Consider the following 13,338-nt stretch of genomic DNA (forward strand, 5'->3'; position numbering starts at 1 on the left):
CTCCACTCTAGCCGATTCATTGGATGAATTCAGCAGAATTCGGGAGACGGTGGAAGGACTGACGGCATGGGCCGTGAATAGATCAGTTCTATCGGCGTGGCTACCCGGACAACTCGGCCGTGGACTCGCGCAGGACGAGCTCGGGGGCGGGGTCGCGCACGACGCGGTCGGCGAGTTCGCCCGTGTCGATCCGCCGGATGATGTCCTTGACCGCCTGTCGCCCGAGCTCGGCGAGCGGCATGCGGACCGTCGTGAGCGGCGGCCAGGCGTTCGCCGCCGTCCACGCGTCGTGCATCGCCACGATCGAGAGGTCCTGGGGCACGCCGAGCCCGAGCCGCCGGGCCTCCAGCAGGGCGCCGTGCGCCGCGTTCACGTTCGCGACGACGATCGCCGTCGGCCGTTCGTCGAGCGCGGCCAGGACGGCCATCGCCGCCCCGCCCTGCGCCGGCTCGTACCCGAGGCGCGTCACCAGGCCCTCCGCGACCTCGAGCCCCGCATCGGCCATCGCCGACCGGAAGCCCGCTTCGCGCCGTTGCCCGGAGTCGGAGCGCGGGAGCCCGCCGATGAAGCCGATCCGGCGATGCCCGAGCCCGATCAGGTGGTCGGTCGCGATCCGGATGGCACGCGCGTCCTCGAGCGTCACCGATCCGACGTGGTCGGGATGGATCGAGTTGATGAAGATGAGCGGCAGCGGAGCGTGGAGCAGGATGCGGAGCTCCTCGGCGCGCATCGAATCGCCGACCTGCAGCAGCACGCCGTCGACTCGCCCCTCGCCGATCAGTCGCGGGATGGTGTCCTCGCCCTCGGGCATGCCCTCGGTCCGCGCGATGAGCACCATGTTCCCGTGTGCGAGCGCCTCCTCCTCGACCCCGCGCATCAGCTCGGCGAAGATCGCGTTCGTGACGTCGGGGACGACGAGGCCGATCACGTTGGTGCGCGCCGACTTCAGGGCGCGTGCGGCGAAGTTCGGCCGGTAGTCGAGTTCGCGGGCCGCATCGTGGATCCGCTGCCGTGTCGCGGCGCTGACGCGCGCGCTCGGCGCATCGCTCAGGACGCGCGAGACGGCCGAGACCGAGACTCCCGCCCGGGCCGCGACGTCGCTCAGGGTGGCCATGGGCTCAGTGTAGGGACTCGACCGTCGCGCGACGGTTCACGAGGTAGAGGTGCGTCAGCACCAGCACCGTCTCGCCGCGCTGGTTCACGACCGACACGAGTTCGTGCACGTAGCCGAACTCGTCCGGTCGCTTCGCATGCTCGGACCGGTCGGTGATCTCGGCCGTCACCGTGATCGTGTCGCCGATGAACACCGGGCGGATGAACCGGATGCGGTCGTATCCGTAGCTCATCGACTGCGGGTTGATGTCTCCCGCCGTCATGCCGACCGCCACCGACAGGATGAGCGTGCCGTGCGCGATCCGCTGCCCGGCGGGCTGGGTCGCCATCCACTCCGCGTCCATGTGGTGCGGGAAGAAGTCGCCCGTCTGCCCGGCGTGCAGCACGATGTCCGCCTCGGTGATCGTGCGCCCGACGGTCTGCCGGCGCTCGCCGATCTCGATGTCCTCGAACCAGCGGTCGATCGTCTGCATGTCAGTCCTCCAGGTGGCGCTCGGTCGCCTCGTCGAGTCGCGCGATGAGCTCGTCGTCGGTCATCCGCCCGGCGAGGGCGGCGGTGATGAGGGGCCCGATCTCGTTCTGCAGATCGGGGTAGTCGGGATGCCTCGGCCGCACGTAGGCGGACTCGAGCGTCGCTCGCGTGCCACGGAAGAAGTCGAGCGTGAGCTCGTTCGTCCGGTCGGACTCCCAGGCCACGGCGTTGCCGGGCTGCCCGCCGCCGTCGAAGTAGACGCCCTCCTGCACCTCGGCCGAGTCGAGCCAGAACGCGTGCGCGATCGCCGCGTCCGGATGCCGCGTGTGCGCCGACACCGCGATGCCGGCGCCGCCGAGCAGCGAGCCGCGGACCCCGGCCGATCCCGCGGGGATGTCGACGTACGCGAGGCGATGCTCGCGGAAGCCGGCGCGCGAGTAGTTCGTGTACCCGAAGAGGAGCGGACTGTACGCGAACCGGTCGCCCGCGGCGAGCCGGTCGGCGACGTCGATCGGGTTGAGCCCGAGGTTGTCGTCGGGCGTCAGCTCTGCGAGTCGTCGCATGATCCCGAGCGCCTCGAGCGCGGCATCCCGCGGGAGGAAGACACCCGGCTCGCGCATGGCCTCGGTGCCGTGGCCGGCCGCGATGGTCACGAGGCTCGAGAACGCGTCGACCGGCTTCGCCGGCCAGAGCACGCGGCCCTCCTCGGCGAGCGCGAGGACCTCCTCCCAGGTTCGCGGGGGCGCGTCGAGCAGGTCGGGCCGCCAGGCCGCGACCTGCGCCGCCGCATCCGTCGCCAGGCCCCACTGCCGTCCCCGGTGCCGGTACGACGCGTGCGACGCGCCGACCGACTGCGTCGCGAGCAGGTCGAGCTCGTCGTCGTGGCCCTGACCGTCGAGCGGGAGCAGCAGTCCGCGCTCGGCGGCGAACGGGATGTGCGGGTGGTCGATGACGAGCAGGTCGTACGCCTCGACGAGTTCGTCGAGGGGCTGGTCGCCGAAGGCCAGGAGGGAGCGGAACTCCCACGCCACCTCGACGTCGGGGGCGACGGCCCGGTACGCCTCGGCCGCCGCGGCGACGCTGCCGTACCCGCGCTCGTGCTCCCAGGTGATGCCGCGGAGGACGATGGTCATGCGGTCACCTCGACGGGCGGGAACTCGGTACGGACGCGCGCGTCGTCCTCGCCGAGCCGCGGCGCGGCCTTGGCGCTCGTGAGCACCTCGCCGTCGATGCGGATCGGACCACGCGTCGTCGAGAGGGTGGTGTCGCCGCGGCGCACCTGCTGCGTCATCCGGATGGCGGCGAAGCCGTCGGACTCGAGGAGCTCGTCGAGGGTCAGCACCGGTGCGCACCACACGTCGGCCGCGTCGAGGACGTCGAGCCAGGACTGCGTGGTGCCGGTCGCGAAGCGCTCGGCGAGTACGGCCTCGATCCACTCCTGTCGGTCCCAGGCCTCCTGCGGGTCGACCATGGCCGCGAGCTCGGGGAGCTCGAGGAGCTCGCCGATCTTCGGGATGGGGTTCATCGCGAGGGCGATGTAGCCGTCGGCGGTCGGATACGTCCCGTAGGGCGCCGCGAGGAATGCGTGCGCCGAGTGCGGGCCGCCTCGCTGCACGCTGATGGTCTCGTCGTTCAGTCGTGTGCTGAGCAGCTCGAACTGCAGGTCGAGCATCGACTCGAGGAGGCTCGACTCGGCGTGGCCGCCCTCCCCCGTGCGGAAGCGGCGCACGAGCAGCGCCGTGACCCCCTGCGCGATGTGGCAGCTGAGCAGGTGGTCGGCGATGGAGAGCCCGACCGGGACCGGGCCGTCGTCGTGGCCGCCACTCAGCCATGGCAGTCCGGAGATGGACTGCGCGAGCAGGTCCTGGCCGGGTCGATCCTTCCACGGTCCCTCCGTGCCGTAGCCGGTGGCGCTCGCGTAGACGATCGACGGGTTGATCTCGCGCACCGACGCGTAGTCGAGTCCGATCCGCTCCATGACGCCGGGCCGGAAGTTCTGGATGACGACGTCCGCCTGCGCCACGAGCTGCTTGACGTAGGCCAGGTCGGCCGGCGCCTTGAGGTCGGCGGTGATCGACTCCTTGTTCCGGTTCATCGCGTGGAACGAGACGGTGTCGCCGTCCGCCGTCCGCCCGGCGAATGCGAGCGTCCGGCCGATGTCGCCGGTGCCGGGCCGCTCGATCTTGATGACCCGCGCGCCGAGGTCGGCGAGGCGCATCGCGGCGACGGGCCCGGCCAGGAACTGGCTGAAGTCCAGCACGAGGATGCCGTCGAGCGGCAGTGGCTTCGATGCGTTCATGCAGGCGCCTTCGAGGTGTCGTCGCCCGACGGGGGCCGCCGCGTCGGTGCGTCGGGCCGTGGGGCGCAATGGTGATCAATCGTTTGATTGCTCAATCGTTTGATCAGCGTAGACGATCGTGCGGTCGCATCGCAACCGGTTTCGCGGCGCGGCCCGGCACGCGGCGGCGGGGCCCGAGGCCGCGGCCGGAGGCCGTGGGCCGTGGGTCGGAGAACAGTGCAGACTCCGTCCGCTCCACACCCGGGTGCGCCCATCGCCCGGAATCTCATGCATCACGCGGCGATCAGCGGCATCCGCCCCGGAAACGCGAGAAGCCCCGGCGAACCGGGGCTTCCAGACGGTGGCGAGTGAGGGATTCGAACCCCCGAAGTCGTAGACAGCTGATTTACAGTCAGATCCCTTTGGCCGCTTGGGTAACTCGCCGAACGCCCGACCACGTTCTTCACATGACCGGGGGCCACACAAGGATACCCGCGGCGGGCCGATGCGTGAAATCGAGGCGAACGTCGGCCCCGGTCGGGTCAGAGGCGCTCGATCGGGACGGTGTCGTTCGGCCCGAGCCCCTCGGCGTGGTCGGGCGTCGCCGGGGAGACGCGCGGCGCCGAGCCCGTCGCCGAGGACGCCCGGGGACCCGGGCCCATCGCGGCCGGGCCGAGCGGCGCTCCGGTCGCACGGCTCACCGGCCCGCGGAGGCCGGCCCGAGCGATGACGCGCTGGATCGTGAGGTCGCGCTCGTTGGGCGAGCCCACGTACCGGATCTCGTTGAGGCCCTGCCGCTGGGCCGCCGACTCGAAGATGATGTGGCCGAACCCGAAGATGCGACCGACGACGGGCCGGTGCACCGAGATGTCGAGGATCCGCGAGAGGGGCATCGTCGCGATGTTCTGCGTCAGGATGCCGTGCACGCGGAACACGCGCATGTTCGTGATGACGAACCGGTCCATCTGCGCCTGCAGGATCCGCCACAGGCAGTAGACCGCGAGCCCGATCGCGAGGATCGCCGGCAACCACCACGCCTGCGGCGGCACGACGAACGCCAGGAGCAGCAACGGCACGGATGCCACGAGCCCGAGCACCGGCTTGACGATCGCCGCCCAGTGCTTCGCGACCTCGTCCACCACGACCTCGCCCTCGTCGGCGATGAGGAACCGCTCGACGTGCGGGTCGAAGATGCTGCGTGCGTCGGCGCTCACGGATGCCCCGTCAGGATGCGAGCGAGGTGAAGAACCGGCCGACGGCTTCGGCGGCACCCCAGACGGCGGCGAACGCGCCCTGGACGGCGTTCGCGGCATCCTCGGGCCTGGTGATCGTGTAGAACAGGGCGAACCCGATGACGAGGCCGATGGCGATTCGCTTGACCCACTTCACGGCGGTGATCCCTTCGAGTAGAGGTGGGTATGGGCAAGCCAGGCCCCCCGAAGGCCCACCCCGGACTCGCTCATTTCTACCGCACGCCGGTGCACCCCTCAACGCGCCACTCCGCGCGGCGATAGGATCGGCTGTCCCGGTCCGCGCTCCCGGCGGACGGCGTCAGGCGAGGAATCCATGGTCGGCATCGAAGAGGTGGCCAAGCTCGCGGGGGTCTCCACCGCGACGGTCTCGCGCGCCCTGAGCGGCCGCGGTCACGTCTCCCCCGCGTCGAAGGCCAAGGTCGTGGATGCCGCGGCGCAGCTCGGGTACGTCGTCTCGTCCAATGCCTCGAGCCTCGCGTCGGGTCGCACGCGCAACGTCGGCGTCGTGATCCCGTTCCTCAACCGGTGGTTCTTCGCGTCGGTGCTCGAGGGCGCGCAGCAGGCGCTGCTGCGGCACGGCTACGACGTCACGCTGTACAACCTGTCGGGCGACGGCCGCGAGCGCTCGAGCGTGTTCGAGCACTTCCTGCTGCGCCAGCGGGTCGACGCCGTCGTCGCGGTCTCGCTCGAGCTGACCGAGCACGAAGTGCAGCGCCTGCACGACCTGGGCAAGCCCCTCGTCGGCGTCGGCGGCCCGATCCCCGGGGTGCGCACGCTCACGATCGACGACGCCGCGGTCGCGAGGCTCGCGACCGAGCACCTCATCGCCCTCGGGCATCGTCGCATCGCGCACATCGGCGGCGACCTCGAGTTCGACCTCGACTTCCACCTGCCGACGAACCGCCGGCTCGGGTACGAGGCCGCGCTCCGCGACGCGGGCGTCGAGCCCGATCCCCGCATCTTCGCGCCGGCCGACTTCACGATCCAGGGCGGCTACCACGCCGCGAAGCAGCTGCTCGGCGTTCCGCACGACCGGCCGACCGCGATCTTCGCGGCCTCCGACGAGATGGCGATCGGCTCGATCCTCGCCGCACGCGACCTGGGCATGGTCGTGCCGCGCGACGTCTCGATCATCGGCATCGACGACTACGACCTCTCGGAGTTCTTCGGCCTCTCGACTGTGGCGCAGTTCCCGCGCGGGCAGGGCGAGAAGGCCGTCGACATCCTCATGGAGCAGCTCGAGCCCGGTCCGGATGCCCCGCCGCCGGCCGCGACGCCCCTTCCGTTCGAGCTCCGCGTCCGCTCGTCCACGGCGGTGCCGCCCGAGCGCTGATCCGCGCCACGCCTCGCCATCCCTCGCGTGAGCTCGCCCGCCCCACGCGCGGTTCCAAGTGAGGTTTCTGCGTGTGAGCTCGGTTCGATACTGTGCGCAGACGCAGAAACCTCACTTCGAGCGCATGAGCGCGGGGCCCAGGGCCCAGCGAGCTCGCGTCAGGCGGGCAGGCGGAGCCGGCCGAGCGCCCCTTGGATGGCGACGGCCGCCGCTCCGCGCGCCCACGAGGCGAAGCCGGTCGAGTCCACGAGCACCTCGACCGGGGTCGCCTCGGGGTCGCGGTCCGCGGCGAGCGCGGTGAGCGCCGTCTCGCCGGCCACCTCCCAGAGCCCGACGCCCTCCCCCGAGAGGACGATCGCGTCGACCATCGTGAGGTTCGCGATGTACCCCATCATCCGGCCGAGCGCGCGGCCCGCCGCATCCGTCACCGATCGGGCGGCCGGATGCCCCGCAGCGGCCAGCTCGAGCACCTCGTCGTAGCCGACCTCGCGGCCGAGCGCGATGCCGACCTGCGCGCAGATGCTCGGGATCGAGAGCATCGCCGTCGAGCAGCCGCGATGACCGTCGAGGCAGAGGGGGCCGTTCTGGTCGAGCGGCAGGTGGCCGCCGAGGCCGAGGCCGGTGTCCGGCGTCGTCACGACGCGGTCGTGCATCACGAGGCCGTAGCCGACGCCGGCGCCGACGGTCACGACCGCGAACGCGTCGTGCGCGCGGGCGGGCCCGAACCACTGCTCGGCGGTCGTCAGCGCCGTGACGTCGTTCTCGACGTCGACCGGGAGGCCCAGCCGCGCCTCGAGCAGCTCGGCGAGCGGCACGTCCCGCCAACCGAGGAACGGGGCGCGAGTGACGACCCGCTGGCCGGCGACGTTGCCGCCGATGCTGAGGCCGACGCCGCCGGGGACGGAGTCGTCGACGACGCCCGCGGCGCCGACGCCGGCGAGCTCTCCGACGAGCCCCGCGATCACCTCGACGACGCGCTCGATCTCGTGGCCGTCGAGCGCACGTTCGACCTGGGCGAGCGCGGTGGCGCGCAGGTCGGTGAGCACGCCGTACGCCGCCTCTCCGGTGAGCTTGATGCCGACGAAGCGCCGCGCGTCGACGCGCACGTCGAGGGGCCTCGCCGGCCTCCCCGTGGCGCCCTGCACGGCCTCGGCGGACTCGACGAAGAGTCCCCGGTCGAGGAAGGGCTTGGACAGGCGGGTGAGGCTCGCGGGCGAGAGCCCGAGGCGGCGGCCGAGGTCGGCGCGGGAGATCGGGCCGTGGATGAGGACCTCGCGTGCGAGTTCTCGTGCGGAGTCGCCGAGTTCCACCTGGGTCATCTTCGCCTCCTCACGCGATTCGTTCCATCATGACATGAACCGGAGTCATCCGCCCCAGTGCACCGCCTCGGGAAGTAAGGATTGACACTCCGTTATTTCTGTCGTAGAAATAACTTATGCTCCGATCAGCGCCGATCCACCTCCGCAACGGCGGCACCAGCGTGGTGCTCGACCCCGCCCGAGCGGCGCTGCCGGTGATCGTGCACTGGGGCGTCGACCTCGGCGCCCTCCCGACCGCCGACCTCGAGGCGATGGCCGTCGCGGCGCTCCCGCAGCGCGTGTCCGGCAACCTCGACCGCCCCGCGCCGCTCACCCTCATCCCCCAGGAGGCCGAGGGTTGGCTCGGCACCCCCGGCCTCGCCGGACACCGCGCCGGCCGCGCCTTCTCGACGAAGCTCGTCACCGACTCCATCGACGTCGACGGCGCCTCGGCCGTGATCAGGGCGACGGATGCCGCGGCCGGCCTCACCGCGACCGTCGACGTGCGCGTGACCGACTCGGGCCTCGTGCGCCAGCGGATCACGCTCGAGAACCTCGCCCCCGAGCCCTACGCGCTCGTCGCGCTCGCCCCCACGTTCCCGGTGCCGCCCAGCGCCGACGAGCTCCTCGACACCACCGGCCGCCACCTCCGGGAGCGCAGCCCGCAGCGCCACGCCTTCACGATCGGGACGCACCTCCGCGAGAGCCGACGCGGCCGCCCGGGCTCCGACGCGAGCCTCCTGCTCGCCGCCGGTCGCACGGGCTTCGGCTTCGAGCGCGGGCTCGTGCATGCGGTGCACACCGCGTGGAGCGGGAATCACGCGCTGCGCGCCGAGCGCACCCCGACCGGCGAAGCGCTCCTCGCCGCGGGCGAGCTGCTCGTGCCCGGCGAGATCGAGCTCGCCGAAGGCGAGTCGTACACGACACCCTGGGCGATCGGCTCGTGGGGCGACGGGCTGAACGAGCTGTCGAAGCGGTTCCACGACGAACTCCGCGCCCGGCCGCAGCATCCGCGCCGCCCCCGACCGGTCACGCTCAACACGTGGGAGGCCGTCTACTTCGACCACGACCTCGACACGCTGACGGCGCTCGCCGAGCGGGCCGCGCAGGTCGGGGTCGAGCGCTTCGTGCTCGACGACGGCTGGTTCCGCGGACGCCGCGACGACACCGCGGGCCTCGGCGACTGGTACGTCGACGAGGGCGTCTGGCCTCAGGGGCTCGGGCCGCTCATCGACCGCGTCCGCGGGCTCGGCATGGAGTTCGGGCTGTGGGTGGAGCCCGAGATGGTGAACCTCGACAGCGACCTCGCGCGCGAGCACCCCGACTGGATCCTCCGAGGCCGCGACGAGCTCCCCGTGCCCGCGCGGCAGCAGCACGTGCTCGACCTCGCGCACCCCGACGCCTGGCAGTACCTGCTCGACCGGCTCGACGCACTGCTCGCCGAATACGACATCGCGTACCTCAAGTGGGACCACAACCGCGACCTCCTCGAGGCCGGCGCCGCCGACACCGGTCGCCCGCGGGTGCACGAGAACGTGCTCGCCCTGTACCGCCTGCTCGCGGCGCTGAAGCGCCGGCATCCGGGCCTCGAGATCGAGTCGTGCGCGTCCGGCGGCTCCCGCGTCGACCTCGGCATCCTCGAGCACACCGACCGCATCTGGACCTCCGACACGCTCGACCCGATCGAGCGCCTGCAGATCCAGAAGTACACCGGGTTGCTCGTGCCGACCGAGCTCATGGGCGCGCACCTCACGAGCCCCCAGGTCCACTCGACCGGCCGCTCGGTGAGCCTCGACCTCAGCGCCGGCGTCGCGATGCTCGGCCACTTCGGCATCGAGTGGAACCTCGCGAACCTCGACGACGCGGGCCTCGACGCGGTCGCCGCCTGGGTCGCCCGCCACACGCGCCATCGCGACCTCATCCACTCGGGCGTGCTCGTCCACGGCGATGTGACGGATGCCGCGACCGATGTCCGCGGCGTGGTCGCGCACGACGCGGCATCCGCCCTCTTCACGTTCACGCAGGTGACCACCGGCGTGACCCTCCCGCCCGGCCGGTTCACGCTGCCGGGCCTCGACCCCGAGCGGCGTTACGTCGTGCGCGTCGCCGGCGGCGACCCCGCGGCGGGCCCCGGCCAGTCGCCGCTGCCATGGGCCGACGCGCCGATCACGCTGACCGGCCGCCAGCTCGGCACCGTGGGCCTGCAGGCCCCGGCGCTGCACCCAGCGCAGCTCGTGCTGCTCGAACTCACCTCCGCCTGACCATCCCGACCGACCACCTCGCGCAAGGAGGCGCATGATGACCCACCACTCGACCCGCCGGCAGCCGCATCGGAGACGACGCGCCCGCCGCCGAGCGCTCGCCGCGGCATCCGTCGCCCTCGTCGCCGTGACCGGCCTCGGCCTCGCCGGCTGCGCGAGCGGCGCCGGAGACGACCGCGTGAAGCTCGACTTCTTCCAGTTCAAGGGCGAGGCCCTCGAGGACTTCGAGCAGATCATCGCCGACTTCGAGGCCGAGAACCCCGACATCGACGTCGTGCAGAACCAGGTCGCCGACGCCGACACCCTGATCCGGACCCTCCTCGTGAAGGACCGCACGCCCGACGTCATCACCCTGAACGCGAACGGCAACTTCGGCCGCCTCGCGCAGGCGGGCGTCTTCCACGACTTCACGGGCGACCCGCTGCTCGACACGATCAACCCCGCAGTGCAGCAGATCCTCGCCGACCTCGGCACGTACGGCGACGAGGTCAACGGCCTCGGCTACGTCAACAACGCCAACGGCATCATCTACAACCGCGACATCTTCGCGGAGCAGGGCCTGGAGGTGCCCGAGACCTTCGACGAGCTCATCGCGGTGTGCGACGCGTTGGCGGATGCCGGAATCACGCCGTTCTACGGCACGCTCGCCGACTCGTGGACGGTGCTCCCGTCGTGGAACGCGCTCGGTGCGTACCCGGCGCAGGGCGACTTCTTCGACGAGATGCGAGCCGAGGGCGAGGACGTCGGCCCCGACTCGCCGGTCTCGTTCGAGAAGGACTTCCCGACCGCGATGGAGCAGCAGGCCGAACTCTACTCGTACGCGCAGGAGGGCTACCGCGGCCGCACCTACGACGACGGCAACGCGGCGTTCGCGAACGGCGAGGCCGCGATGCTCATGCAGGGCATCTGGGCGGTGAACCCGATCCAGGGCATCAACCCCGATGTGAACCTCGGCATCTTCCCCTACCCCGGCACCGACGACCCCGACGACCGCCTGCTCGTCTCCGGCGTGGACGTCGTCGTGACGATGGGCAAGGACGGACCCCACCAGGAGGAGGCGCAGCGATTCATCGACTACCTCTTCCAGCCGGAGGTCATCGAGGCGTTCGCCGCGTCGCAGAACATGGTGCCCTCCGTCGAGGGCGCCGAGCTCAGCGATGCCCCGGCGATCCAGTCGGTCGCGCCGTGGTTCGAGGAGGGCCGCATCACCGGCTTCATCGACCACCAGGTGCCGCCCGGCATCCCGCTGGACGTGACCGTGCAGCAGGCCCTCTTCACCGGCGACGCGGAGGCCTCGCTCGCCACCCTCGACCGCGAGTGGGCGAAGGTCGCCGCTCGCACGATCCCAGTGACGGGAGAATGACCATGAGCACCCTCACCCAGGCGGTGCGTTCGACCTCGGCCGGCGGCGCGAAGCAGCAACGAGCCAAGCGCCTGCGCACCTCGGGCAAGCGGGCGATGCCCGCCTACTACTGGATGGTCTGGCCCGCGGTCATCGCGTTCGCCGCCTTCCACACGCTGCCCGTGATCGTCGGCATCTTCTTCAGCTTCACGAATTACGCCGGCTACGGCGCATGGAACTTCGTTGGACTGTCGAACTACGCCAACCTCTTCCGGGACGACCGGATCCTCGCGGCGTACGGGTTCTCGTTCCTCTTCGCCATCGTCGCGACGATCCTCACGAACGTCATCTCGCTCGCCATCGCGATGGGCCTCAACGCGAAGATCGTCGGCCGGAACTTCTTCCGCGGCGTCTACTTCGTGCCGTACGTGCTCGCGATCCTCGTCATCGGCTACGTGTTCCAGTTCTTCTTCTCGAACTCGCTGCCGAAGCTCCTCTCGGGCGTTCCGTTGTTCCGCGACAACATCCTCACGAACCCCGACTGGGCCTGGACGGCGATCGTGGTGCTGGCCGTCTGGCAGGCCTGCGCGTTCGCGATCATCATCTACCTGTCGGGCCTGCAGACGATCCCGCAGGAGCTCTACGAAGCGGCGTCCATCGACGGCGCGGGCGCCTGGCGACAGTTCCGCTCCATCACCTTCCCGCTCATCGGCGCGTTCTTCACCATCAACGTGGTGCTGAGCCTCAAGGGCTACCTGCAGGTGTTCGAGCAGATCGTGGCCCTCACGAACGGCGGCCCCGGGACCTCGACCGAATCGGTCACGCTGCTGGTCTTCCGCGGCGGGTTCTCAGGCGGCGAGTTCGCGTACCAGTCGGCCAACGCGGTGATCTTCTTCATCGTCATCACGGTCGTCTCCCTCTTCCAGTTCCGGGTCCTTCAGCGCAGAGAGGCCGATTTCTGATGACCACCGCAACCGCCACACTCGCCCAGGCCGAGGAGGCCCTGTCCACGGGCACGACCGACGCCGTCGGCGGCGGCCGTCGCCCCCGGCGCGGCCGAGGCCGCGAGACCGACGACACCCGCCGGATCAACTGGTGGGCCACCGCACTCATCGCGGTCTGCTCGCTCACCGTGCTCATCCCGCTCTACCTCGCCGTGGTCGTGGCCCTGAAGACACCGGACCAACTGGTGTCGGGCACGGGATTCGAGTGGCCGAACCCCGTCCGCTGGGAGAACTTCCCGGAGGCGTGGGAGCGGACGAACTTCCCGCAGGTGCTCCTGAACACCGCGATGATCACGGTCGGGTCGGTCGTGTTCACGCTGCTGACCAGCTCGGTCGTCGCGTACGCGCTCGCCCGCAACATCCACCGGCCGTTCTTCAAGGGCGTCTTCTTCTACCTGCTGGCGGCCCTGTTCATCCCGTTCCCGATCATCATGCTGCCGCTGGTGAAGCAGACCGCGATCCTCGGGCTCGACAACCAGGCAGGGATGATCCTGCTGTACACGATCTACGGGCTGTCGATCAACATCTTCATCTACACCGCCTACATCCGCTCGATCCCGATCGAGCTCGAAGAGGCCGCGCGGATGGACGGCGCATCGACGTGGCGGGTGTTCTGGCAGGTCATCTTCCCGCTGCTGACCCCGATGAACGCGACGGTCGGAATCCTCACCTGCGTGTGGGCGTGGAACGACTTCATCATGCCCCTCGTCGTGCTGACGGACCCGGCAGCGCGCACGCTGCCGCTCGCACAGTACGTGTTCCAGGGGCAGTTCAACACCGACTACACCGTCGCGTTCGCGTCGTACCTCATGGCGATGGCGCCGCTCCTGATCGTCTACATCTTCAGCCAGCGCTGGGTGATCTCCGGCGTCACCCGAGGCTCCATCAAGTAATGTGCGCGGATGCCGCGGGGCGGGCGCTGCGTGCAGACCCCGCCCCGCGGCATCCGTTCGGCCGCATCATCCCGCTCCCTCGAGAGGAACC

12 protein-coding genes and 1 tRNA gene are annotated in these 13,338 nt (G+C 70.7%); 5 read left to right on the forward strand and 8 right to left on the reverse strand.

Annotation, left to right across the window (positions count from 1 at the left end; translation table 11 throughout):
• Nucleotides 1-100 precede the first annotated feature (100 nt).
• The 7 genes from ABME02_RS14045 to ABME02_RS14075 all read right to left on the reverse strand — a co-directional run bounded on the left by ABME02_RS14045 (nt 101) and on the right by ABME02_RS14075 (nt 5,252).
• Nucleotides 101-1,114: a LacI family DNA-binding transcriptional regulator gene (locus ABME02_RS14045; protein ID WP_353815970.1), complete on the reverse strand. Its 1,014-nt coding sequence runs from the start codon at nt 1,112-1,114 to the stop codon at nt 101-103.
• A 4-nt stretch (nt 1,115-1,118) separates the two neighbouring features.
• Nucleotides 1,119-1,586, reverse strand: coding sequence for a MaoC family dehydratase (locus ABME02_RS14050; protein WP_353815971.1), 468 nt, complete (start codon nt 1,584-1,586; stop codon nt 1,119-1,121).
• 1 nt (nt 1,587) lies between these two features.
• Entirely contained in the window at nt 1,588-2,718 is a 1,131-nt protein-coding gene (locus ABME02_RS14055) for an extracellular solute-binding protein (protein ID WP_353815972.1), read from the reverse strand.
• On the reverse strand, nt 2,715-3,884 hold the full coding sequence (locus tag ABME02_RS14060) for a CaiB/BaiF CoA transferase family protein (protein ID WP_353815973.1): 1,170 nt from the start codon (nt 3,882-3,884) through the stop codon (nt 2,715-2,717). Before ABME02_RS14060 ends, ABME02_RS14055 begins: the two co-directional genes overlap by 4 nt.
• 341 nt (nt 3,885-4,225) lie before the next feature.
• Nucleotides 4,226-4,307 (reverse strand) — tRNA-Tyr (locus tag ABME02_RS14065).
• Nucleotides 4,308-4,405: 98 nt separating this feature from the next.
• Entirely contained in the window at nt 4,406-5,077 is a 672-nt protein-coding gene (locus tag ABME02_RS14070; protein ID WP_353815974.1) for a PH domain-containing protein, read from the reverse strand.
• Nucleotides 5,078-5,087: 10 nt separating this feature from the next.
• On the reverse strand, nt 5,088-5,252 hold the full coding sequence (locus ABME02_RS14075; RefSeq protein ID WP_165307681.1) for a hypothetical protein: 165 nt from the start codon (nt 5,250-5,252) through the stop codon (nt 5,088-5,090).
• Nucleotides 5,253-5,429: 177 nt separating this feature from the next.
• On the opposite strand from ABME02_RS14075, the gene ABME02_RS14080 reads away from it, so the two are divergent.
• A complete protein-coding gene (locus tag ABME02_RS14080; protein WP_353815975.1) occupies nt 5,430-6,449 on the forward strand; it encodes a LacI family DNA-binding transcriptional regulator in 1,020 nt (339 codons plus the stop codon).
• 158 nt (nt 6,450-6,607) lie between these two features.
• On the opposite strand, the gene ABME02_RS14085 is transcribed toward ABME02_RS14080, so the two are convergent.
• On the reverse strand, nt 6,608-7,768 hold the full coding sequence (locus ABME02_RS14085; RefSeq protein ID WP_353815976.1) for an ROK family protein: 1,161 nt from the start codon (nt 7,766-7,768) through the stop codon (nt 6,608-6,610).
• Between the two features lie 116 nt (nt 7,769-7,884).
• Between ABME02_RS14085 and ABME02_RS14090 the strand changes: the two genes are divergently transcribed.
• Genes ABME02_RS14090 through ABME02_RS14105 form a run of 4 tightly spaced genes read left to right on the forward strand, consistent with a single transcriptional unit; the run spans nt 7,885 to nt 13,247 of the window.
• Complete coding sequence (locus tag ABME02_RS14090; protein ID WP_353815977.1) at nt 7,885-10,008, forward strand: alpha-galactosidase; 2,124 nt, start codon at nt 7,885-7,887, stop codon at nt 10,006-10,008.
• Between the two features lie 34 nt (nt 10,009-10,042).
• Nucleotides 10,043-11,371, forward strand: coding sequence for an ABC transporter substrate-binding protein (locus tag ABME02_RS14095; RefSeq protein WP_353815978.1), 1,329 nt, complete (start codon nt 10,043-10,045; stop codon nt 11,369-11,371).
• Between the two features lie 2 nt (nt 11,372-11,373).
• Nucleotides 11,374-12,312 carry a carbohydrate ABC transporter permease gene (locus ABME02_RS14100; RefSeq protein WP_353815979.1) on the forward strand — a complete coding sequence of 313 codons (939 nt, stop codon included), beginning with the start codon at nt 11,374-11,376 and terminating at the stop codon, nt 12,310-12,312.
• Complete coding sequence (locus ABME02_RS14105; protein ID WP_353815980.1) at nt 12,312-13,247, forward strand: carbohydrate ABC transporter permease; 936 nt, start codon at nt 12,312-12,314, stop codon at nt 13,245-13,247. Before ABME02_RS14100 ends, ABME02_RS14105 begins: the two co-directional genes overlap by 1 nt.
• Nucleotides 13,248-13,338: the final 91 nt, after the last annotated feature.

The organism is Agromyces zhanjiangensis, assembly GCF_040496055.1.
In the GTDB taxonomy this organism is placed as follows: domain Bacteria; phylum Actinomycetota; class Actinomycetes; order Actinomycetales; family Microbacteriaceae; genus Agromyces; species Agromyces zhanjiangensis.